General features: G+C 64.5%; 18 protein-coding genes. 10 read left to right on the forward strand and 8 right to left on the reverse strand.

From position 1 onward, the window contains the following. Positions 1–61: 61 nt before the first annotated feature. A complete protein-coding gene (locus P3T40_RS12575; protein ID WP_429268020.1) occupies positions 62–1,579 on the reverse strand; it encodes an RNA polymerase factor sigma-54 in 1,518 nt (505 codons plus the stop codon). 521 nt (positions 1,580–2,100) lie between these two features. On the opposite strand from P3T40_RS12575, the gene P3T40_RS12580 reads away from it, so the two are divergent. Next, positions 2,101–2,439, forward strand: a complete 339-nt coding sequence (locus tag P3T40_RS12580) for a BON domain-containing protein (protein ID WP_429268021.1) — start codon at positions 2,101–2,103, stop codon at positions 2,437–2,439. A gap of 150 nt (positions 2,440–2,589) precedes the next feature. On the opposite strand, the gene P3T40_RS12585 is transcribed toward P3T40_RS12580, so the two are convergent. Then, positions 2,590–3,042 carry a PA2169 family four-helix-bundle protein gene (locus P3T40_RS12585; RefSeq protein WP_429268022.1) on the reverse strand — a complete coding sequence of 151 codons (453 nt, stop codon included), beginning with the start codon at positions 3,040–3,042 and terminating at the stop codon, positions 2,590–2,592. A 404-nt stretch (positions 3,043–3,446) separates the two neighbouring features. Here P3T40_RS12585 and P3T40_RS12590 point away from each other — a divergent pair, with 404 nt between their 5' ends. Then, positions 3,447–3,683, forward strand: a complete 237-nt coding sequence (locus P3T40_RS12590) for a hypothetical protein (RefSeq protein WP_429268023.1) — start codon at positions 3,447–3,449, stop codon at positions 3,681–3,683. A gap of 117 nt (positions 3,684–3,800) precedes the next feature. On the opposite strand, the gene P3T40_RS12595 is transcribed toward P3T40_RS12590, so the two are convergent. The 4 genes from P3T40_RS12595 to P3T40_RS12610 form a co-directional block, all read right to left on the reverse strand. Further along, entirely contained in the window at positions 3,801–4,382 is a 582-nt protein-coding gene (locus P3T40_RS12595) for a hypothetical protein (RefSeq protein ID WP_429268024.1), read from the reverse strand. A 45-nt stretch (positions 4,383–4,427) separates the two neighbouring features. Then, positions 4,428–4,763: a DUF1488 domain-containing protein gene (locus tag P3T40_RS12600; RefSeq protein WP_429268025.1), complete on the reverse strand. Its 336-nt coding sequence runs from the start codon at positions 4,761–4,763 to the stop codon at positions 4,428–4,430. Positions 4,764–4,884: 121 nt separating this feature from the next. Continuing rightward, positions 4,885–5,436 (reverse strand): type 1 glutamine amidotransferase domain-containing protein, encoded by a 552-nt coding sequence (locus P3T40_RS12605; RefSeq protein ID WP_429268026.1) that lies wholly within the window; start codon positions 5,434–5,436, stop codon positions 4,885–4,887. A gap of 120 nt (positions 5,437–5,556) precedes the next feature. Then, positions 5,557–5,883 carry a chemotaxis protein gene (locus P3T40_RS12610; RefSeq protein ID WP_429268027.1) on the reverse strand — a complete coding sequence of 109 codons (327 nt, stop codon included), beginning with the start codon at positions 5,881–5,883 and terminating at the stop codon, positions 5,557–5,559. A gap of 274 nt (positions 5,884–6,157) precedes the next feature. On the opposite strand from P3T40_RS12610, the gene P3T40_RS12615 reads away from it, so the two are divergent. Next, entirely contained in the window at positions 6,158–7,462 is a 1,305-nt protein-coding gene (locus P3T40_RS12615) for a DNA topoisomerase IB (protein ID WP_429268028.1), read from the forward strand. Positions 7,463–7,725: 263 nt separating this feature from the next. Further along, entirely contained in the window at positions 7,726–8,400 is a 675-nt protein-coding gene (locus P3T40_RS12620) for an HAD family hydrolase (protein WP_429268029.1), read from the forward strand. Positions 8,401–8,462: 62 nt separating this feature from the next. Here the strand turns inward: P3T40_RS12620 and P3T40_RS12625 are convergent, their stop codons facing one another. Next, the gene (locus P3T40_RS12625; protein ID WP_429268030.1) at positions 8,463–9,011 is read right to left on the reverse strand and encodes a hypothetical protein; all 549 of its coding nucleotides are present in this window, start codon (positions 9,009–9,011) and stop codon (positions 8,463–8,465) included. 463 nt (positions 9,012–9,474) lie between these two features. On the opposite strand from P3T40_RS12625, the gene P3T40_RS12630 reads away from it, so the two are divergent. From P3T40_RS12630 to P3T40_RS12645, 4 genes are all read left to right on the forward strand, one after another. Then, complete coding sequence (locus P3T40_RS12630; protein ID WP_429268192.1) at positions 9,475–9,972, forward strand: PRC-barrel domain-containing protein; 498 nt, start codon at positions 9,475–9,477, stop codon at positions 9,970–9,972. Between the two features lie 92 nt (positions 9,973–10,064). Then, the gene (locus tag P3T40_RS12635) at positions 10,065–10,463 is read left to right on the forward strand and encodes a DUF3175 domain-containing protein (RefSeq protein ID WP_429268031.1); all 399 of its coding nucleotides are present in this window, start codon (positions 10,065–10,067) and stop codon (positions 10,461–10,463) included. 27 nt (positions 10,464–10,490) lie between these two features. Beyond that, entirely contained in the window at positions 10,491–11,816 is a 1,326-nt protein-coding gene (locus tag P3T40_RS12640) for a cation:proton antiporter (RefSeq protein ID WP_429268032.1), read from the forward strand. A 109-nt stretch (positions 11,817–11,925) separates the two neighbouring features. Further along, on the forward strand, positions 11,926–12,486 hold the full coding sequence (locus P3T40_RS12645; protein WP_429268193.1) for an FUSC family protein: 561 nt from the start codon (positions 11,926–11,928) through the stop codon (positions 12,484–12,486). A gap of 163 nt (positions 12,487–12,649) precedes the next feature. Here P3T40_RS12645 and P3T40_RS12650 read toward each other — a convergent pair whose 3' ends face one another. Continuing rightward, on the reverse strand, positions 12,650–13,705 hold the full coding sequence (locus P3T40_RS12650; RefSeq protein ID WP_429268194.1) for an aldo/keto reductase: 1,056 nt from the start codon (positions 13,703–13,705) through the stop codon (positions 12,650–12,652). Between the two features lie 265 nt (positions 13,706–13,970). Between P3T40_RS12650 and P3T40_RS12655 the strand changes: the two genes are divergently transcribed. Beyond that, on the forward strand, positions 13,971–18,605 hold the full coding sequence (locus tag P3T40_RS12655; protein ID WP_429268033.1) for an Lhr family helicase: 4,635 nt from the start codon (positions 13,971–13,973) through the stop codon (positions 18,603–18,605). Positions 18,606–18,791: 186 nt separating this feature from the next. Then, positions 18,792–20,795 (forward strand): cyclic di-GMP phosphodiesterase, encoded by a 2,004-nt coding sequence (gene pdeR, locus P3T40_RS12660; protein WP_429268034.1) that lies wholly within the window; start codon positions 18,792–18,794, stop codon positions 20,793–20,795. The last annotated feature ends 14 nt before the right edge of the window (positions 20,796–20,809 follow it).

The raw sequence follows: 20,809 nt of genomic DNA on the forward strand, positions 1-20,809 counted from the left end.
TGGGGGGCGGGAAGTTTTATGCGGGCGGCATGCGCCGCCCGCGTGGGTTGCAGATCGCCGCTTAAACCTGCCGGCGCAACTCAGCCGGCGGCACCTTCATCAAGTGCCGGTATTTCGCCACGGTGCGGCGCGCGACCAGCACGCCCTGCTCGGCCAGCATGCGCGCGAGCGAAACGTCCGAGAGCGGATCGTTGGTGTTTTCCGCGGCAATCATTTCCTTGAGCAGCGCGCGCACGGCCGCGGCCGAACAGGTGCCGCCGCTTTCAGTGCCCAGCTCGCGCGGGAAGAAATGCTTGAATTCGAAAATGCCGCGCGGCGTTGCCATGTACTTGTTGCCCGTCGCGCGGGAGATGGTGGATTCATGCAGGCCGAGTTCCTCGGCCACATCACGCAGCACCATTGGCTTGAGCGCGATTTCGCCGTATTGGAAGAAGGCCTTCTGGTGCGCGACGATGCATTCGGCCACGCGCTGGATCGTGTCGAAACGCTGTTGTGCGTTGCGGATCAACCAGCGGGCCTCCTGCAGTTGCTGCGCGAGCGGCGAACGGCTGGCACCGGCGGACTGCGCAAACAGCTCCGCGTACATGCGATGGATGCGCGCGCGCGGCTGGACGGCCGGGTTGATATTGACGATCCATTTATTGCGCACCTGGCGCACGATCACGTCCGGCACAACATAGTTGTCCTCCGTGCGGCCATAGAAATTGCCGGGCTTCGGGTCGAGCTTGCGCACCAGCGCGCAGGCCACGCGCAATTCATCTGCCGAGCAGCCAATCTGCTTTTGCAGTTCAGCCTGCTCGCGGCGTGCCAGACGTTCGAGATGATGCTCGACAATCTGCAGTGCCACCTCGCGGCCCGGCACATCGTCGGGCATGGCGTGGAGTTGCAGCGCGAGGCACTCGGAGAGCGTACGTGCGCCGACTCCGGGACGGTCCAGCGCCTGAACCAGGCGCAGCGCCACCAGCAGTTCGTCTTCCGTCAATGCGGGCTCGAGGTCGACGATTGCGGCCAGATCGGCCAGGTCCTGGCGCAGGTAGCCGTCGTCGTCGAGCGCTTCGATCACGAAACGCGCGACCTCACGGTCGCGCTGGTCGAGCCGATAGAGCCGTAATGCGTCGTGCAACTGTTCACGCAGTGTGGGCTGTGCGCGGGCCCAGTCGGCCGGATCGCTGCCTTCAGAATCGCCGCTCTGGCGCGACGAACTGCGGCTAAACGAGTCTCCAGAGTATTCGCTGCTCGAATAGTCACCAGAGTCGCTGGAGTAGTCGCCGGATGATTCATCCTGACCCACGCTCTCGCGCGTGTCGGAGGCCGCGGCGTCCAGCATCGTGTCGGCTTCGCCCGCGATGGCGGTTTCACCGGCCACTGCCTGGGTGCCGTCGGCGCCTGTCGAAGAAGTTGCGAGCGCAACATCTTCGGTGTCGGTGGCGTCGTATTCGAGGAACGGATTCGTGTCGAGGGCAGTACGCAACTCCTGCTGGAACTCGAGGGACGACAACTGCAACAGCCGCACCGACTGCTGCAACCGCGGTGTCAGTGCAAGCGACTGCCTTGTGCGAAGTTCAATTGAAGGCGGCATTGTAGTGAGGTCCTGTGAACAGTTCGAAAAAGTCGTGTGGCATAAGCGGAGCAACTGCCGTACCAGCTTTCGCAAACTGCTGTTTTTTCTCAGCTTTACTGTTTTTTTCGGGCCTGAGCACGCCGCGCACGAGCGATTCCCGCGCCCGTTTTTACAATCGGCCGGAAAAATGCGGACGGGCTGCAAAGGCCGCCCGACAGAGCGTTGCGGCCCTTTGCTGCGGCGCGCCACGGCGGGCGCATCCGTCGCGCACAGCAAATCCGCCCGCACGCACGTCGCGTTCTCGCCGCGCCGGGAACGCTCCTTGCGAATGAAGTCGTGTGGACGGGTAAACCTCAGACATGTGGTTCACGCGCGAGCAGGTGCCATGGGAATGAATCGTTTATCCGGTGTCGATAACGGACCAGACGGAACCGTAGCGGCAACGATCCCACGCGTGTCATCGGCGACGGGCTTCAGTCGTGATCGACCGCCCAGGTAACAAGACCGCCTCTCTTATCAACAACACGAAGGAGTAGCTTATGAAGACCATCCATTTCATTAAGGCAGCGGGCAGTATTGCCTGCGTCGCGTTCGCCCTGAATGCCGCCGCTCAAACGAGCAACTCCGCTCCGCCTCCCGCGTCCGAAACCGTAGGCCAGCACATCGATGACGGCACAATCACCACGAAAGTGAAAGCTGATCTGCTCAAAGCCAGCAATGTGAAGTCGACCCATATCCACGTGAAGACTCGCAACGGCGTGGTGTGGCTCACGGGCACGGTGCCGAGTTCGGATGACAAGGCAGCGGCTGCAGAAGTTACGCAAAACGTGAACGGCGTACAGACCGTGAAGAACCGCCTGAAAGTGGTCGCCGACTAAACCGGAGCCAGCTTTCGCGGCATCGGCGGCGCCGATGCCCGCATGAACAAGGGGCTGTCCGCATCGCGGACGGCCCCTTTTCTATGGTTATGAGGGTTCGGACGGCGTCGCGCTTTAGTGGCGGCGCCGCGTGTCCTCAGTGAGCTTTAGTTACTTCCTTGCTGCAGCAAACTGATCGCGCAGATCGCGAATCCGATCATGGTTCTGCAGAACGCCCTGAAACTGCTTTTCCACCACGATGCGCACATCGGCCGGCAGATCCTTCTCCAGTGCGTCGTGATAATTCTTTTTCGCTACGTCCTCACCCTTTTCGCAGTCGGCGAGGATCGAGTAGTCAGTGCGTCCGGCGACGGCTGATTTGACGTCGGTCCAACCGCGATGCAGAGCGCCGCTCACCGTGCCGCCGGTTTCCGGCTTGCCGCCGAGCCTCTGTACGACATCCTGCAGTTCACGCGCGCCGCGCGAGCAGTCTTCTGCCCGCGAGACGAAGAGCGTCTTGAGCTGCGCATCGTGCGCATCTTCGGCCGCCTTGCGAAAGCCACGCTCACCGTCCTTCGATGTTTCGACCAGTTCGTTCAATACACTCGTCACGTTGGTAGACATTTGCAATCCTCCGGGTTTCGTGGTTCATCAAATCCGCTGCCGGCGGCAGCGACTCACCTTTTATCCCGCATGCCGCGTGCCTGGAACGCCCGCCCTTTGACGTACCGACGCGGCTGCCAGAAACGTTCGTTAGTACCTTGCACGTGCGGCCTCGGCACGTATGGTTTTGGCAAAGTTACCCGGCAACGGTAAATGTTTGCTAGGTCACAGGCTCGCCCAAGCCCCGCGAGGCTCGCTCAAACCGGCCGGGCGCGCGCCTCACCGCCCTCCCTCGGGGCTTCGAGCCAATGGCACGGTTGTTGCTGAATTTGTGCTGCCCACCACAGTGCGGACGGTTGCCGAGCGACTGGACACACTCACATCGAAAACCAATGGGCATGCAACATCGACAGAGGGAGCTCATCATGAAGAAGATCAGGAGAGCAGAGTTTTTGCTGGCTGTGGCGATTGTCACGTCCTCCGCGGTGATGCAGGTCCGCGAGTATGTGTTGAAGGCCGCGCCGCACGATGCCATACCGATGCTGTCTTGCGACACCCCGCATCAAGGCCTTTCACCCGCGGCCTGCGCAGCCATGCGCGGCCAGCGTCCCGCGGATGGCGCGGCTCATCCGCAACAATCGGCCCTGCGTATCTGGGTTTAAGGCCTGTAGAGGCGGATTCACGGTTTGGCGCGCGGCGACCGCATCCACGGGCCGCCGCATTTTTTATGCGTCGGCCTATGGCAGACCGACGTCGCGCCCAAACGATCGCACGTCCGCTCAGGCGTGCTTTTCGTTGAGCTCAGGGATGGTTTCCGGCGGGCGGGTCGGGTCGAAGTCGGCCCAACGGCCTTGCTGCCAGCGGCCGGTAGCGCGTTCGATCGCCGTGCCGCCGGCGTCGCGCAAGATACGGCCTGCGTCGTACTGGCTGCCCGGCGAGACATGCACCGCCACCAGCACGCCCGAATCGCGCGTCTCGCCATCCTGCGCAGTGCGCCGGCTTAACCTGCCGCCTTCACGCGTGTGAGACATGGCGCCGACTAGCGAACCGATATACGCACCCACCCCGGCCGCGATGACCGACACCAGCAGTGGAGCGGAAAACAGCGTAAAGATGCCGACACCTACTGCCGCCCCCACTACGGCGCCGATCGTCACCCCCTTACCTGCGCCTTTGGGCGCCTCGGTGGCGCCGGCATCCGTGCCGGTATCGCCGCCGATCGGATAGCGTGCATGTTGTCCGGTCGGATTGACAAAGAACAGCGTGACATCCTCTTCGACGAATCCGCTGTTGAAAAGTCGTTGTGCGGCGGCTTCAGCCGCCGGAAACGTCGTAAAACGCGCAGCGACGATGAGCGACATAAGACCTCCTTTCATCGCGAAAAATGGTTGTGGACACATCCATGACTAGCGGCGACCTGGCTCCATTCCTTCGACCCGGAACAGTCCGCTGTGCAGCACCACGCCGCCTCCGTCGTTCCGGTCGAGTTCTTCGGCACATACCGAACGGATCCGGCCACGGCCCTGTTCGAATGCCTTAAGCAGTACCTCTTCCAGCGCAGACTGCGCGCCGAAATGATCCTCCAGCGCCTCGGCCGTGATCGCGCAGAGAACCGGTTCGCCGTCGACCTGGGCCATGAACTGCACGGTCAGGCTCGACCCGTTGAAGCCCGGCGTGTCGTCAGGGAAAGTAATGCGCATGGTGGCGTCCTCATAGGCCGGGCGCGGCAGAATCGCGTTCATGATGCCGCCGGCCCGAGTGTCTTCAGGTGCAGATCGCCCGGTCCAATGGCTGCGACCATCGCTTGTACGGAATACCGGAATCTCATGCACTTTCTCCCAGGTCAATGTGCCTGCTGTGGGCTTATGCTGCCTTGCGCTTCGTCAGTTGCGCGATCAACGTTCTGTTGAAGGCGGGCAGATCGTCAGGCTTACGGCTGGTGATGAAGTTGTCGTCTTCGACCACTTCCTGATCGACCCAAGTGCCGCCGGCGTTGCGAATGTCGTCCTGCAGGCTGGGCCAGCTCGTCACGGTGCGGCCCTTCATAATGCCGGCGGACACCGGCAGCCATGCGCCGTGGCAGATCACCGCGATCGGCTTGTGCGCTTGATTGGCGGCCTTGACGAAGGCCTGCGCCTGCGGCAACAGACGAATCGCGTCGCCATTTACTACGCCGCCGGGCAATACGACAGCGTCATATTCGGCTGCCGTTGCCTTGTCGAACGTCGTGTCGACCTCGACCGCATCGCCCTTGTCGACGTGCTTGAAGCCCTGGATTTTCCCAGGCTTTGCCGAAATCACATGAACGGTCGCGCCTTCTGCGGTCAGCGCGCGCTTCGGTTCCACCAGTTCAGCCTGCTCGAAACCGTCGAGTGCGAGGACTGCTACCTTGCAGCCCTGTAGTGAGTTAGCCATGCGTACTTCTCCTTTGCGAGCGTGAAAGTGGATTCAACTGGCGCTACACCTGGCATCGCCTTGAACTCGCTTTCGGCTCCATTCAAACAGCTAGCGAGCAAAAGCCATGCCCGTGCAACGTCAGGCTTTGTCTGCGTCCGGGTCATCGGGCGCAAACGGCCCGTCGACGCGGTCCGGTTCAATGTCCGCGTCGGCTAAAAGGTTGGCGTCGCCGTCGGCGGACGCCCGTTCGCCGGTGCCGTGGCGGTCCGTGTCGCTGCCCAGTTCGGCATCGCCCGTTTCCAGCGCGTGATTGTCGAGTTCCGAGTCGACATCGAAGACATGGCGCCGGGCGCCAGCTGTGTCGCTGCCGCTGTCGGACGAGTCGCTCGGGCCTAACGCGCCGGTCGTGCCGACGGTTTCGCGAACCTGGTGTTGAGGTTCGTCGTCGGGATTCAGTGTGCTCATTTCGGCCTCCGTGGGTTTTCTGCACCTGCACCGAAGCGCCGCAAGGAGCGTTCCGCGTGCCGGCAGACGTGCACCGCAAAAGCTGCAACAGCGCGTGCAACGGTGGCCGCGGTCTGACATCACCGGACTTCGCCGGACACCACCGCGAATCGCAGGTATTGCCAGGTATCACCCTTGCTAGATGCTCACTGCGATGACCAGTAAGCCGCTGCGGACAAGCGTGGCCGCCTGCGCATCCCTTTTTCACCGTGACCAGCATCGATTACCGCCGAACATGACCGCCTCGACACGATCGACCCGACGCCCATCAGCCACCGCAGACGCGGTGGCGACGCATGCCACCATGCCGGGCGGTTTGCGCCACGCCGACGACACGCGTCCCGGCTACACGCGCAAGCCGCTCAAAGACGGCTTCGCGTATTTCGATGTGGCGGGCACACGTATCGACGATGCCGATGAAATTGCCCGCATCAACGCCCTTGCCATTCCGCCCGCCTACATTGATGTCTGGATCTGCCCGGACTCACGTGGGCATTTGCAGGCAACCGGCCGCGATGCACGCGGGCGCAAGCAATACCGCTATCACCCGCTCTGGCGCGATACCCGCGATGCCGACAAGTTCGAGCGCCTCGCTGCGTTCGGCCGGGCATTGCCGAAAATCCGCGCGCGCGTGACACGCGACCTGAAGCTTCACGGCATGCCTTGCGACAAGGTGGTCGCCGCGATCGTGCAATTGCTCGACTCGACGCTCATCCGGGTCGGCAGCGTCGAATACGCACGCGACAACCAGTCATACGGATTGACCACGCTGCGTAAAAAGCACCTGAAAGTCGAAGCGGGCCGCGTGCGCTTCCGGTTTCGCGGCAAGAGCGGCATCGAGCACGACGTGACCATCGACCAGCCGCGCGTGAAGCGCATCGTGCTGCGCTGCGCCGAGTTGCCAGGACACGACCTGTTCCAGTATCTCGACGATGACGGCACACGCCACACGGTCGGCTCAGCGGACATCAACGACTACCTGAAACGCGCGAGCGACGCCGATTTCACCGCCAAGGACTACCGCACGTGGGCCGGCAGCGTCTACGCGTTCGCCGCGTTGCGACGGCTGCTCTGCGCCAACGCAGCGGAAGCGCGACGGCACATCGTCGCGACGGTCAAGGAAGTGGCTGCGTTGTTGCGTAATACGCCCGCCGTATGCCGGCGCTGCTATATCCACCCGGCTGTGATCGCCGCGTTCGAGGCAGATGCGTTGCAAGGCCTCGCCGATTGCAGGCCGCGTCGCGGCCTGCGGGTCGACGAAGCGGCCTTCGCCAGCCTGCTCGCCAGCACTGCGAAACAGGCGGCAAGACAAGCGGCCAACGACGCACGCAGGCGCCGCCAGTCCAGCCGCCCCACCCGTTCCCTCGCGCGCGGCAGCGCCGCTGCCACGGATGCTCCGAGCGATGAACGACTCACAGCACTCCTGAGTCAATCTCGCGCCATGAGAAAGTCCTCCAGCACGCCAGGCGCTACACGCGGAACGCGTGTGCGCAACTCCGCCGGCACGGCGCCGAGGCAGAGCGGGCAAACGGGGACGTGACGCAGGCGGTCTGCAGCGCGCCGGTTGCAACCGAGGCCTGCGGCCGGCGGCGCGCGCTTCGCAGCGCGTTGGACTACGCGTGCGTCTCCACCCAATGGGCGGAAAGCGCCGCCCGACGCAGCCCCGCGAAAGGCGGCTCGCGCAGCATCGACTCTCCTCCCTGTCCTAAACTCCGCGCACACGCTCGGCCACAAAGGTGCACCATAACCATTCGTCGCTTTCCAGTTTTTCGCGTTACTACCACCCGTTTCCGGAGGAACACCATGCGCATTGAAACCGCCTTCCTTTTCGACCTCGACGGCACGCTGGTCGACAGCGTGTATCAGCACGTCCTTGCGTGGAAACAGGCGCTGGATCACGAGGGAATCGAACTGTCGGTATGGCGCATTCATCGCAAGATCGGCATGAGCGGTGGGCTGTTTGCCGATCAGTTGCTACGCGAGACTCACAGCAAGATGAGCGCCGAGCTCATCGATCGGTTGCGGCAGGCGCACGCCGCGGCCTATCGGGGCCTGGGCAGCCAGGTGCGGCCGCTACCCGGCGCGCGCGAACTGCTTGCCGCGCTGACCGAGAGCGGCACCCGCTGGGCCATCGCCACGAGCGGCCGGATGGAAACCGCCGCGGTGAATCTCGCGGCGCTTGGGGTAGATCCTGAGAAGGCGGTGGTCGTGACCCGCGACGACGTAAAGTATGCGAAGCCCGACCCCGATCTGTTCATTGCCGCGGCCCATCGCCTCGGTGCGCCGATCGAACAAAGCATCGTGGTCGGCGACAGCATCTGGGACATGCTCGCCGCGCAGCGCTGCCGTGCCTTGGGCGTCGGCCTGCTGTCGGGCGGCTACGGCCAGGACGAACTCGAGCGCGCCGGCGCCCTGCGCGTCTACGAAGATCCTGCCGATTTGCTACTGCACCTCGACGAGGTCGCCGCCCGCCCCTGATGTATCGCTGCCCGACGGCGTGAACCGCCGGCCGGCACCCTACGGTATCAGGTGCCGCGCGCCTACCAAGGGCTGCAGGGCGCGATGACCAGCATCGCGATATCGGTCGCAACAAGGCCGAGCATGAACATGGTGCTGGACATCGCGCAGATCCGCGACAGGAACCAGTCGCGCTCGGCACGTGTGCCTCTCAGCGCCGACGGAAAGCGCCATGGGATGCGCGCGGTGCGCCACAGGTTGCGCCATGCCACAAAGGCGCCTGCGCTGCCGAAGACCAGACAGACGAGACTCGCGACGGCGACGGTGGCCGGCGTCCACGGCATGGCGTGCACAACGAACAGCGGGCCGCCCACCGTGCAAGGCCCGCCGAGAACCATTTCCGCGATGCCCACCTGGGCGAGCCACGCGAGCGGAGCCAACAGTAGCGCGATCAGGATCTGCAGGCCGCTGACCTGCTGCGCGCTGGACTGCGACGCGCTCGCCTCCTGCGGCGGTTCTGGCTCGCGCGCCACGGCGCCGCCGGTCTGCGGTGGAGTGCCGGGGCCACGACCCTCACCAGGCCCGGGGCCGTGGCGCGGCGGGGCGCGCGAGTTGAGTCTGTCCGCGGTCATGCTGATTCCGATAAAGATGCTGGGAGTTCACTGGGATGTCGCCACTGCCACGGCTCGCGAGTGGCGCCGAGACCTATCGGAGCGCAGCGCAGGCCTGTTCAAGCGGGTTCGCGGCGTGTGCGCGCACTGGCTGGCTATCCGCCGTGTGCAATGCAGCAAGAAATGGGCCGAATTCGCAAGCGGTTGAATAAACCCGCTACAAAACCGTTGCGACGGCGTCGTATCGTCCCACACGCCCGGTCCTGAGGCCCGCAGCGCGCAAGAATTGCAATCGTGCTGACGCTTTTTACGCGTCTTTCTGCGCGGAGCAACGCTGAATCGGGCGGGTTAGATACCGCGGCCAGGCCGCACGCGGCAAGCTCGCATCCAGACACCGCCGTTCAGGCGCCACATCACCGAAGGAACAGCCATTGCTGTAATCACGGGACGCATCCATCGATCCAAAGGGAGACCCATCATGAGCATGCTCAACGAAACGCAAACCCGCACCGGCGCTGGGGCCAAGATCGTCGGCAAAGGCACCGAGACAGCAGAAGGACCGGGACCGGACGTGATGGCGGCCGCTACGCTCGACGGCAACAAGGTTCTCAGCAGCGACGGCGACGACGTTGGCAAGGTCAAGGACATCATGCTCGACGTGCGCTCCGGACGGATCGCGTACGCCGTGCTGTCGAGCGGCGGCTTCCTCGGCATCGGCGACAAGCTGCTCGCGATCCCCTGGCATGCGCTGACGCTCGATACTGAGCGCAAGTGCTTCCAGCTCGCCATGTCGTCGGAGCGCATCAAGAACGCCCCCGGCTTCGACAAGGACCACTGGCCGTCGATGGCCGATCAAACCTGGGCCACCTCCGTTCACCAGTACTACGGCAGCGAACCGTACTGGGGGCGTGACGATCTCGGCGTCGGCGCGATTCCTCCCGGCAGTTCGGATGCTCCGGAAGCCGGCGGCGTCAAGTTGTAAGGACGCCTCTGCGGCGGCGCGTCTGCAAAGACACATCTGCGATGGCGCGTCGGTGACGGCGCGCTTCTCTTCATTTACGAACGAGGCAAGCCATGGTGAGCAAAAAGCCGAAGCGCCCGGTCGCGCGTGGCAAGTCAGGACGACCACCACGCCAGCGTCACGCCCGGGCCAATGCGAGCCACGCCGCCAAAACGAGCAGCGGCAAACGGGCGACGCGTTCGAACCGGTGGTCGCACCATGTCATGGAAACCAGCGACGCGATGGACATCGAATCTGATATCTTCAAGACCGGTAGCGCGGAGTCCATCGCCGAATCGCTGAAGCGCTCTTCCACCCATAGCCGCCGCCGTAAGGGCACACCGTTCCAGTCGGCCATGTCGATGCTCAATTTCTATATCAACCGCGCCGGCCGGAATCTGCCGAAAACGCGCCGCGCCACGCTGGAGCAGGCCAAGCGCAAGCTGCGCATCGCCTTCGGCCGCGCGCCGTAGAAGCGGCCCGCGCCTCTTTGCCAGCCCATGCACGATACCGAAACCCTCTGGTTCCTGATTGTCGGCGGCGTGCTCGTGTTCATGGGCATCGCTGCGACCACCTTCCGGCGGCTGCCCGTCAGCGCCGCCATGTTCTATCTGGCGATCGGCTACGCCCTCGGTCCCGCCTGTCTGAATCTGTTGCATCTGGATCTCGCCGGCGACGCGCATCTGCTGCGCATCGTGACGGAGATCGCCTTGCTGGTCTCGCTGTTCGCCATCGGTTTGCGCTTGCGCGTTCCGGTGTTCGACGCGCTATGGTGGCTGCCGTTGCGACTCGGCGTGCCGGCCATGTTGCTGACGATCGCGTTGCTGATGCTGTTCGGCGTCTACGGATTGCGGCTCGCCTGGGGGCCGGCCCTGCTGCTGGCAGCGATTCTCGCCCCCACCGATCCCGTCCTCGCCCACGATGTCCAGGTGCACGATCCTGGCGATCGCGACGTCTTGCGTTTCGCGCTTTCCGGCGAAGGCGGCCTGAACGATGGCATCGCGCTGCCCTTTGCGATGCTAGGCCTCACGCTGTGCGCCGCGCCGCTCGCCTCCGCTGATACGTTCCTGACGTGGCGTTCTGTCGGCGGGGTGCTCTGGGGCATAGCCGGCGGGGTCGCGATTGGCGCCCTGCTGGGCTGGGCCACGACGCACGCGGTCACCTGGCTGCGCACGCGTCATGCGCAGGCACTCGGCCTTGAGGGCTTCTTTGCGTTGGGCCTCATCGAACTGTCGTTCGGCTGCGCACAAATCGCCCACACCTACGGCTTCCTCGCGGTATTCGCGGCCGGCGTCGCCATGCGGCGCGTCGAACACAAAGCAAGCGGCGAGCGCTCGCCGCGCAGCACGATCGGCACCGTCGATTCGGAAGACGTAACCGCGACAGCCGCGGATCCGGACAAGGCCCACGCGTATATGGCCGAGTCAGTGCTGGGCTTCACGATCGAGCTCGAGCGAATCGCCGAAGTCGTCATCATGACGATGATCGGCAACGTGCTGGCGAACCTGCACGTACCGTTTTTCACGTGGTCAAGTGCCGCGCTGATCGTGGTGCTGTTCCTGCTGATCAGGCCGGCCGCGGTCGAACTGTCGTTGCTCGGCTCGCAGGCGTCGCACGCGCAACGCCGCCTGATGAGCTGGTTCGGTATTCGCGGCATTGGTTCGTTTTACTACCTCGCCTATGCACTCGAGAAGGGCCCCGCAGCGACGATTCTGCCGCTGCTGCCGCTCGCGCTCGCGGTCGTGACAGGCTCGGTCGTGGTGCACGGAGTCTCGGCGACGCCGTTGATGAACTGGTATCACCACGGACGTCATCCGCAGCCTTGAAGGCAAGGCGCGCTGGCGCACCCTGTACCCGCCGTGCTCCCACGCAAGTCGATAGAATATGGGGTTCCCTTCAGTGCATCACCACGTGAAAACGCCCCCCATCGACACCATGACGGAATCCTCCCAAGCCCGCCGCGCTGAGCGGATGAGCGCCGCGAATTCGCTGTTCGCATTCCTGAAATCGCTGCCGCTACCTGACCGCCTGATTGAAGGCTGTGTCATGGCGCTGCAGGCGGTCGCGGGCGCCAGCATTGCCTTTCTGCTCGCTAGCCACCTCCACGCCGAGCAGCCGTTCTGGTCCGCGATCACCGCCATCGCGGTCAGTCAGCACAGCTATGTCGACACGCGCAAACTGTCGTTTGACCAGTTCATTGGTGCGATGGTCGGCGGCATATGCGGACTCGCCGGCGCCGTGCTCGGCGGCGAGCATTTCCTTGCCTATATGGTGACGGTCGCGGTCGCGATCATCATCTGCTGGGGCGCAAATATCGGCAGCGCGGCGCGCCTTGGCGGCATTACCGCCACGATCGTGTTGCTGGTGCCACGCATGGGACCGGCATGGGAAGTCGCGCTGGAGCGCCTGGGCCAGGTCACGCTAGGGACGGTGTGCGCGTTGATGATCTGCGCGCTGATTCACGTGATCGAGCAGCGCTGGTTCGGCAAGACGTAGCCCGCCTAAACACCCCGGCTTGGCCCGTCGGTCGGCGGGTTAGCACAGTAACTCTGCAGCGTCGACGCTGTGACTTCCACGCCTGGGAAGTCAAGGAGCAGCGGTCGGCGCGGCGGCGGCTTCGCGCCGCCGGCGCCTCCCCTCTCAGGCCATCGCAGCGGCCTTACTTCACTGAACGATGACGGCTCTGCTCCAGCTGGTTCCGGCGCGGCTCACACTGACGCTCCAGCATCCAGCCCGGATACTCGGAAGGCAACGCGCTGACCGCGTCGAGCTTCGCCAGCTCATCCGCGCTCAGTTCCACCTTGGTGGCGGCGATATTGTCGTCGAGCTGTTCGACTTTCTTCGCGCCGACAATCACCGTCGTCACCTCGCGCTGATGCAGCAGCCATGACAGCGCGATTTGCGCCACCGACACGCCTTTCGCCTCGGCGATGCCGCGCATGACATCGATACAGTCGTAGGCGCGCTCGCGGTTCACCGGCGGGAAATCAAACGTGGTGCGGCGGCTGCCGCTCTCGCCCTGCTGCTCGCGGCTGTACTTGCCGCTCAGCAGCCCGCCTGCCAGCGGACTCCACACCATCAGCCCGAGCCCTTCGCTCTGGAGCATCGGCACCAGTTCGCGCTCGAGGTCGCGGCCCGCGAGCGTGTAATACGCCTGCAACGTTTCGAAGCGCGCGAGGCCGTGCCGCTCGGCGATACCGAGTGCCTTGACGATCTGCCACGCGGCCCAGTTCGAGACCCCAACATAGCGGACGTGGCCGTGCTGAACCAGCGTATCGAGCGCGCGCACCGTTTCTTCGATCGGCGTGGCGGGATCGAAGCCATGAATCTGGTACAGGTCAATGTGATCGAGTTGCAGGCGTTTAAGGCTCGCCTTGATCCCGTCCATGATGTGATAGCGCGAGGCACCGCGCGTGTTGGCGGATTCCGCCGTCGCGCCAAAGACCTTGGTGGCGACCACCACGTGGTCGCGCGGCACCTTGAGGTTTTTCAGCGCGAGGCCGGTGATCTGCTCGGACAGGCCTTGCGAGTAGACATCGGCGGTGTCGATGAAGTTGATGCCGGCATCGATCGCGCGGCCAACGAGACGCTCCGCATCCGCCTGCTGCAGATCGCCGATCTGCCGCCAGATGCCTTCGCCGCCGCCGAAGGTCATTGTGCCAAGACAAAGTTCAGAAACAAACAGGCCCGTTCGGCCTAGCTGGTTATAACGCATCGTGAGGCTCTCCGGCTGGGTGAGGAATCCAATGAGAATACTGCACAGGAAGAAATCCAGCAGCCGGGCTGCCAAGGTTGAAGTTGCCGCGGGTTAAGGTGCTCGGTATCGCTTACGCGGGCCCGGCAATAGCTACTCATCGCAGTGGGAAAGCCCGCAAAATCTGCCGCTTGCGCCGTGGTGATCCACGTGGCGCGCCGCGCAAAAACCTGCGAGACTGGACTCTGACTCCTCATCCGGCGCGTCACGCGTCGCCCCTCTGGATATGGTCCGTCGCGCCCCCATCTACGGCAGCATGACTTCCGCCTCTTCCTCGAGCGGCGTGCTGGATGACTTTCATCCGGCGGTCGCCAGCTGGTTCCTGAAAACGTTTCCGGCGCCCACCGACGCCCAGACCGCCGCATGGCCACTCATCCGCAGCGGCCGCTCGACCCTGGTCGCCGCACCGACCGGCTCCGGCAAGACGCTGACCGCGTTTCTATCCGCGCTCGACGACCTCGTTCAGCAAGGCCTCGCCAACGGCGGCGGGCTGCCGGACGAAACGCTCGTGGTCTACGTGTCGCCGCTCAAGGCACTCTCCAACGACATCCGTCTCAACCTGCAAGTGCCGCTGGAAGGTATCGCCGCCGAACTCGCGCAGCGCGGCCTGCCGCCGCTCGACATCCGCACCGCTGTACGCACGGGCGACACCACGCAGCAGGAGCGCAACGCGCTGAAGAAACGCGCGCCGCATATTCTCGTGACGACGCCGGAGTCGCTGTATGTATTGCTCGGCTCGGACTCGGGCCGCCGCATGCTGGCCACCACGCGCACCGTGATCGTCGACGAAATTCATGCGCTTGCAGGCAGCAAGCGCGGCAGTCACCTCGCGCTTAGTCTCGAACGCCTCGACGCGCTCTGCGGCCGGCACCTGCCGCGCATCGGCCTGTCCGCCACGCAAAAGCCTATCGAGGCCGTGGCACGTTTTCTGGTGGGCGGCGCAAGCGTCACGAGCGAAGCGCCTGTTGACTGCGCGATCGTCGACGTTGGTCATGTGCGCGAACGCGACCTCGCGCTGGAGATTCCGCCAGTGCCGCTCGAAGCGGTGATGCCCAACGAAGTCTGGGAGCTGGTCTATAACCGGCTCGCCGAACTGATCGCCCAGCATCGCACCACACTAATTTTCGTCAACACGCGGCGCATGGCCGAGCGGGCCGCGCGTCATCTCACCGAGCGCCTCGGCAAGGAAGCGGTCGCGGCGCACCATGGCAGCCTCGCCAAGGAACACCGCTTCGACGCCGAGCAGCGCCTCAAGCGCGGCGAGCTAAGCGTGCTGATCGCCACCGCCTCGCTGGAGCTGGGCATTGATATCGGCGATGTGGATCTGGTCTGCCAGTTGGGCTCGCCACGCGCGATTGCTCCGTTTTTGCAGCGCGTCGGGCGCTCCGGGCATCACGTGGGCGGCATGCCGAAGGGGCGTCTATTCCCCAACTCGCGTGACGACCTGATCGAATGCGCCGCCTTGCTCGATTGCGTGCGGCGCGGCGAGCTCGACGCGCTGCAGATACCGCGCGCGCCGCTCGACGTGCTGGCCCAGCAGATCGTCGCAGAGGTTTCGAGCGCCGAGTGGAGCGAGGATGCCCTGTTCGACCTGATGCGGCGCGCCGCCCCCTACGCCGAGCTGGAGCGCGATCAGTACGACGCCGTGCTGCGCATGCTTGCCGAAGGCTATACCAGCCGTCACGGCCCGCGCGGCGCGTATCTGCATCGCGACGCGGTCAGCGGCACGCTGCGCGGCAGGCGCGGCGGCAAGCTGGTGGCGGTGACCTCGGGCGGCACGATTCCCGAGAACGCGGACTACGCGGTGATCCTCGAACCGCAGGCGGTGAATATCGGCACGGTCAACGAGGACTTCGCCGTCGAGAGTCTGGCGGGCGATGTCTTTCAGCTTGGCAATGCGTCGTACCGCATCCAGCGCGTCGAAGCGGGCCGCGTGCGGGTGGAAGATGCGCAAGGGCAGCCGCCCAATATTCCGTTCTGGCTGGGCGAGGCGCCAGGGCGCAGCGATGAACTGTCGTTGGGTGTCGCGCGCCTGCGGGCGCAGATCGATCAGTTGCTCGAGGACGATGGGGTCGTGGCAACCACGACAGCCACGACATTGGAAAGTGAATCACGAGTGTCTCGAGCCAGCGCTACCCCACGGCGCGCGGCACGCCGCGAGCGAGCGCTTGCCGTCGTCGATGCGTCCGCCGCGCCCGATGCCGACCAGGGCGAGTCGGTCATCAACGCTCCCCCGGTCTTGGCGTCGGAGCTTAAAACCCCGCTCGCCGCCACCGCTGCGTCCCTTGCCCCGGCCCCCACGAACGCGCCAAGGCTCGAACGGGCCATCCATTGGCTGACCTCAACGCTCGGTCTTGACGAAGCTGCCGCGCGTCAGATTGTCGAATACCTCGCGCGCGCCCGCGCCGCCCTGAGCGCGCTGCCGACGCAAAACACCCTGGTGATGGAGCGCTTCTTCGACGAATCGGGCGGCACGCAACTCGTGATTCACGCGCCGTTCGGCAGCCGCGTCAATCGAGCGTGGGGCCTTGCGCTACGCAAGCGCTTTTGCCGCACCTTCAATTTCGAATTGCAGGCCGCCGCAACGGAAGACGCCATCATCCTCTCGCTGACCGGCAGCCATAGCTTCGCGCTCGATGAGGTGTGGCGCTACCTGCACTCGAATACCGCCGAGCATCTGCTGATCCAGGCGCTGCTCGACGCGCCCCTCTTCGGTGTGCGCTGGCGCTGGAACGCGACCACCTCGCTTGCGCTACCGCGCTACAGCGGCGGCCGCAAAACGGCACCTCAACTGCAGCGGATGCGTAGCGAGGATCTGCTGGCAGCGGTGTTTCCCGATCAGGCGGCATGCCTCGAGAACATCGTCGGCGAGCGTGAACTGCCGCATCATCCGCTCGTCGATCAGACCGTCGACGACTGCCTGCACGAAGCTATGGACACCGAAGGGTGGCTGAGCCTGCTGCGCCGAATCGAGCAGGGCGAGGTGAAACTGGTGACGCGCGAGTTGCCGGCGCCATCGCCGCTCGCCGCCGAGATTCTGACCGCCAAGCCCTACGCCTATCTCGACGACGCGCCGATCGAAGAGCGCCGCACCCAAGCCGTGCTGAACCGGCGCTGGTCCGATCCCGCCTCGTCGGACGACCTCGGCGCGCTCGACGCGGACGCAATTGCCGGCGTGTGCGAGGAAGCCTGGCCGCAGCCGCGCAGCCTCGATGAGATGCACGAAGCTCTGACCGGTCTTGCATGCATCAGCGAGACCGAGGCGCAACACAATCCCGACTGGCCGGCGTGGCTGGCGGCGCTCGCCCAGGCGGGCCGCGCCACCCGGCTGCGCAGCGCAGGCGGCGCCGCCCTCTGGCTTCCGGCCGAACGCCTGACGTGCCTGCGTGCGATCTACCCGGATGCCTCGTTCGAGCCACCCATCGTCGCCCCCAAAGGTTTTACCGAACCATGGAGCGACGACGAAACGCTCGTCGACGTTATCCGTGCCCGGCTCACGGGATTCGGTCCGCTGCCGGCGGCGGCCATTGCCGATGCACTCGCTCTGCCGGCTGCCGCTGTGGAGCGCGCGTTGACGGCGCTCGAAGCACAAGGCTACGTGATGCGCGGCCGCTTCACGCCAGGCGCGCCTACCGAGGAATGGTGCGAACGCCACCTGCTGGCGCGGATTCACCGCTATACCGTGCGACGCTTGCGGCGGGAAATCGAACCGGTCGAGCGGCACGATTTCATGCGCTTCCTGTTCGAGTGGCAACACTTGACACCCGGTACGCGCGGCGAAGGACGCGACGCCCTCGCAGCCGTGCTCGACCAGATGGCGGGTTTCGAGGCGGCAGCGGCGGCCTGGGAGGAAGACATCTTGCCGGCCCGGCTCAAGGATTATTCAATTACTTCGCTGGACGAACTGTGTCGGTCCGGCAAACTGGTGTGGACGCGCTTGACCGAACGCGCCCACACTGCTGCCGCGCCGGTGCGCAGCACACCCATCGTCTTATTGCCGCGCCGTGACATTGGCCTATGGAGCGCGTTGATCGATCAAGGCGAAGCACCCAGATTGTCGCCACGCGCACAAAGCGTTTTTGACGCGCTCACGCAACACGGCGCCATGTTCTTCGACGAACTGCTAGGCGATACGCGGCTCCTCGGTATAGAACTGGAGAATGCGCTGGGCGAACTGGTGGCTGCGGGGCTCGTGAACTCCGACAGTTTCGCCGGCTTGCGCGCGTTGCTGAAACCCGTCGCGAAGCGCCAGGCGCATCACAACAGCCGGCGGCGACGCGGCGGCGTACTGATCGGCGGCATGGACGACGCCGGCCGATGGGCGCTGGTCAGGCGGCGCAGTGCGGTTGCGGCAAGCGAAGACGCGAGCCCGGTGCCGCCGGCAGGTCGTGCGCCGCTGCTTGCGCCCGAGGTACTCGAACACCTGGTGATGACCTTGTTGCGCCGCTATGGCGTAGTGTGCTGGCGACTGCTTGCACGCGAAGCCGAATGGCTGCCGCCGTGGCGCGATCTGTTGCGCGTCCTGCAGCGCCTCGAAGCGCGTGGTCAGGTGCGTGGCGGACGCTTTATTAACGGACTGGCGGGCGAGCAGTTCGCGCTGCCGGAGGCCATCCCGCTGCTGCGCGAAGTGCGCCGCCATGCCAACGACGGCGCCTTTGTCTGCGTTGCGGGCACCGATCCGCTGAACCTGGTCGGCACCCTGCTGCCGGGCGACAAGGTGCCGGCGGTGGCAGGTAATCGGCTGCTGTATCGGGACGGCGTGGCGGTCGCCGCTCTGGTGGCGGGTGAGTTTATTTATCTGACGAATGCCGACAACGAAACACGGGAGCAAATGCGCACCCGGCTGGCGCGCCGTTATTGAGGCGCGACGCCGTCTAAGCGACCCTGTCTAAAGATCAAAGGGCCGTTGCCGTTAAAGGTTTATGACCGCGAGTGAACGCTGCCTGGATACAATGAAGTCCGACTTTCATCTGATGTAGACTATTTGCCACCCGTCAGCCGGCTGTTCAAGCTGTCGGCCCGCAAGCGCGCCCTGCCCGGGAAACCTATGAACGACGACCAACACGACCAGGTGCTCTATGCCCAGTTCGGCACAAGCAGCCCTTGCTGGCGTCTGTCCAAAGACAGCAACGCGCTGGAGCTGACTCCGGTAACGGGCGACATGCCGGCCAATGCCGCCATCCCCCTCAACCCGCAGCAGGCGGCGAAGATCCGCCGCCTCACGGGTATCACCGCCCATCTGATTCTCGACGTGCGCCTGTTCGGCGAGCCGCTGCGGCTGCATCTGGTCGGCAAGAAGCTAAGCAGCAATCTCTGGGCTGGCACTGCCTCGGCCTACGAAGACACCGAATCGGTGGCGCGCGACCTGGTCCACGGCCTGTCGTTTGCCGAGCAGGTGGTGTCGGAAGTCAACTCAGTAGTCGTGATCGTCGATCGCAACGGCCGCATCCAGCGCTTCAACCGGCTCGCCGAAGAACTCACCGGCATGAAAGAGGAAGACATCGTCGGCCGCAGTGTCTGGGCGCTGTTCATGTCATCCGAAGCGGGTGCGGCGTCAAGCCAGAACATTTCCGGCTTCTTCAACCGCGGAGTCTCGTACGAAGTCGAGCGGCTCGTGAAGACCGTTCACGGCGAGCGGCTCTTCCTGTTTCGCAACAAGTTCGTGCAGAGCGGCAGCGGCATCGATGAGCAGTTTCTGATCTGCTCGGGCACGGACATCACCGAGGAACGCCGCGCGCAGGAGCGTCTCACCGAACTGGCCAATACCGACTCCCTGACCGGCCTCGCCAATCGCAACGCGATTCAGGACAAGATCCGCGCCGCCATTGCGAGCGCGGCTGTCGACGAGTCGGTCGGCGTCCTGTTCCTCGACCTCGACAACTTCAAGAAGGTCAACGACCACTACGGTCATGTGTTCGGCGACCGGCTGATCACCGACGTCTCGGCGGCCATCAGCACTTGCCTGAACGAAGGCGATACGCTGGCGCGGCTGGGCGGCGACGAGTTTATCGTGCTGGCCGCAACCGCCACCCTCGACTCGCTGGAAGCCATCGCGCAGCGCATTCTGGAACGCATGCGTACGCCGTTCAGCCTCGGGCTCGTCGAGGTCTACACGGGCTGTTCGATCGGCATCGCGCTGTGCCCGGAGCATGGCGACAGCCTCGAATCGCTGATCCGCTCGGCGGATACCGCGATGTACGTCGCCAAGGACGAAGGCAAGCGGACCTACCGGGTGTTCTCGCAGGAGATGGACCGCAAGGTGGCCGAGTATATGTGGCTCGACACCAACCTGCGCCGCGGCATCGACGAAGGCCAGTTCACGCTCTTCTATCAGCCGAAGCTGTCGCTTTCAACCGGTGCGGTGCAGGGCGTCGAAGCACTGATACGCTGGAATTCGCCGGAGCGCGGGCAGGTCATGCCCACCGAATTCATTCGCTATGCCGAAGAATCAGGCCTGATCGGACACCTCGGCCGCTGGGTCATGCAGACGGCGGCCGTGCAGGCCGCCCGCTGGAAGGCCGACGGCCTCAATCTGCGCGTGGCGATCAACGTCTCGGCGCGTCAACTGGTGGATACCGCGGTGGTCCGGCATTTCGCCGAAGCGCTTCAAAAAGCGGGACTCGAGACATGCCTCATCGACCTCGAACTCACCGAAAGCTGCCTGATCGAAGACGAAGCCGCCGCAATCCAGCTGATTACGCAATTCCGCCAACTCGGCGCCCAGGTTCACCTGGATGACTTCGGCACCGGCTATTCGTCGCTGTCGCAACTCGGACGGATTCCGCTCGATGTCATCAAGCTCGATCGCAGCTTCGTGCGCTCGATCAACGAGAACTCCAAGGCCCAGGCGCTGGTGCGCTCGATGGTCGCGGTAGCTCAGGAGCTGAATTTCAAGGTGGTCGCCGAAGGGATCGAAACGGAAGCAGAAGAAGCCTTCATGAAGGGGCTCGGCGTGGACTATGTACAGGGCTTTCTGTACGGCCAGCCAATGCCGGCCGCGGTGTTCGAACAATGGCTGCGTGACAGGCAGAAGCTCAGGTTGATCGCCTGAGCTTCCGCGCCCGG

The sequence above is a fragment of the Paraburkholderia sp. EB58 genome, assembly GCF_050436665.1.
Taxonomy (GTDB): Bacteria; Pseudomonadota; Gammaproteobacteria; order Burkholderiales; family Burkholderiaceae; genus Paraburkholderia.

Coding starts and splice junctions, on each gene's coding strand:
- P3T40_RS12620 (WP_429268029.1), top strand. CDS start 7,726: ATGCGCATTGAAACCGCCTTCCTTTTCGACCTCGACGGCACGCTGGTC.
- P3T40_RS12610 (WP_429268027.1), bottom strand. CDS start 5,883: ATGAGCACACTGAATCCCGACGACGAACCTCAACACCAGGTTCGCGAA.
- P3T40_RS12625 (WP_429268030.1), bottom strand. CDS start 9,011: ATGACCGCGGACAGACTCAACTCGCGCGCCCCGCCGCGCCACGGCCCC.
- P3T40_RS12635 (WP_429268031.1), top strand. CDS start 10,065: ATGGTGAGCAAAAAGCCGAAGCGCCCGGTCGCGCGTGGCAAGTCAGGA.
- P3T40_RS12580 (WP_429268021.1), top strand. CDS start 2,101: ATGAAGACCATCCATTTCATTAAGGCAGCGGGCAGTATTGCCTGCGTC.
- P3T40_RS12585 (WP_429268022.1), bottom strand. CDS start 3,042: ATGTCTACCAACGTGACGAGTGTATTGAACGAACTGGTCGAAACATCG.
- P3T40_RS12650 (WP_429268194.1), bottom strand. CDS start 13,705: ATGCGTTATAACCAGCTAGGCCGAACGGGCCTGTTTGTTTCTGAACTT.
- P3T40_RS12640 (WP_429268032.1), top strand. CDS start 10,491: ATGCACGATACCGAAACCCTCTGGTTCCTGATTGTCGGCGGCGTGCTC.
- P3T40_RS12615 (WP_429268028.1), top strand. CDS start 6,158: ATGACCGCCTCGACACGATCGACCCGACGCCCATCAGCCACCGCAGAC.
- P3T40_RS12630 (WP_429268192.1), top strand. CDS start 9,475: ATGCTCAACGAAACGCAAACCCGCACCGGCGCTGGGGCCAAGATCGTC.
- P3T40_RS12645 (WP_429268193.1), top strand. CDS start 11,926: ATGACGGAATCCTCCCAAGCCCGCCGCGCTGAGCGGATGAGCGCCGCG.
- P3T40_RS12595 (WP_429268024.1), bottom strand. CDS start 4,382: ATGTCGCTCATCGTCGCTGCGCGTTTTACGACGTTTCCGGCGGCTGAA.
- P3T40_RS12605 (WP_429268026.1), bottom strand. CDS start 5,436: ATGGCTAACTCACTACAGGGCTGCAAGGTAGCAGTCCTCGCACTCGAC.
- pdeR (WP_429268034.1), top strand. CDS start 18,792: ATGAACGACGACCAACACGACCAGGTGCTCTATGCCCAGTTCGGCACA.
- P3T40_RS12655 (WP_429268033.1), top strand. CDS start 13,971: ATGGTCCGTCGCGCCCCCATCTACGGCAGCATGACTTCCGCCTCTTCC.
- P3T40_RS12600 (WP_429268025.1), bottom strand. CDS start 4,763: ATGAACGCGATTCTGCCGCGCCCGGCCTATGAGGACGCCACCATGCGC.
- P3T40_RS12575 (WP_429268020.1), bottom strand. CDS start 1,579: ATGCCGCCTTCAATTGAACTTCGCACAAGGCAGTCGCTTGCACTGACA.
- P3T40_RS12590 (WP_429268023.1), top strand. CDS start 3,447: ATGAAGAAGATCAGGAGAGCAGAGTTTTTGCTGGCTGTGGCGATTGTC.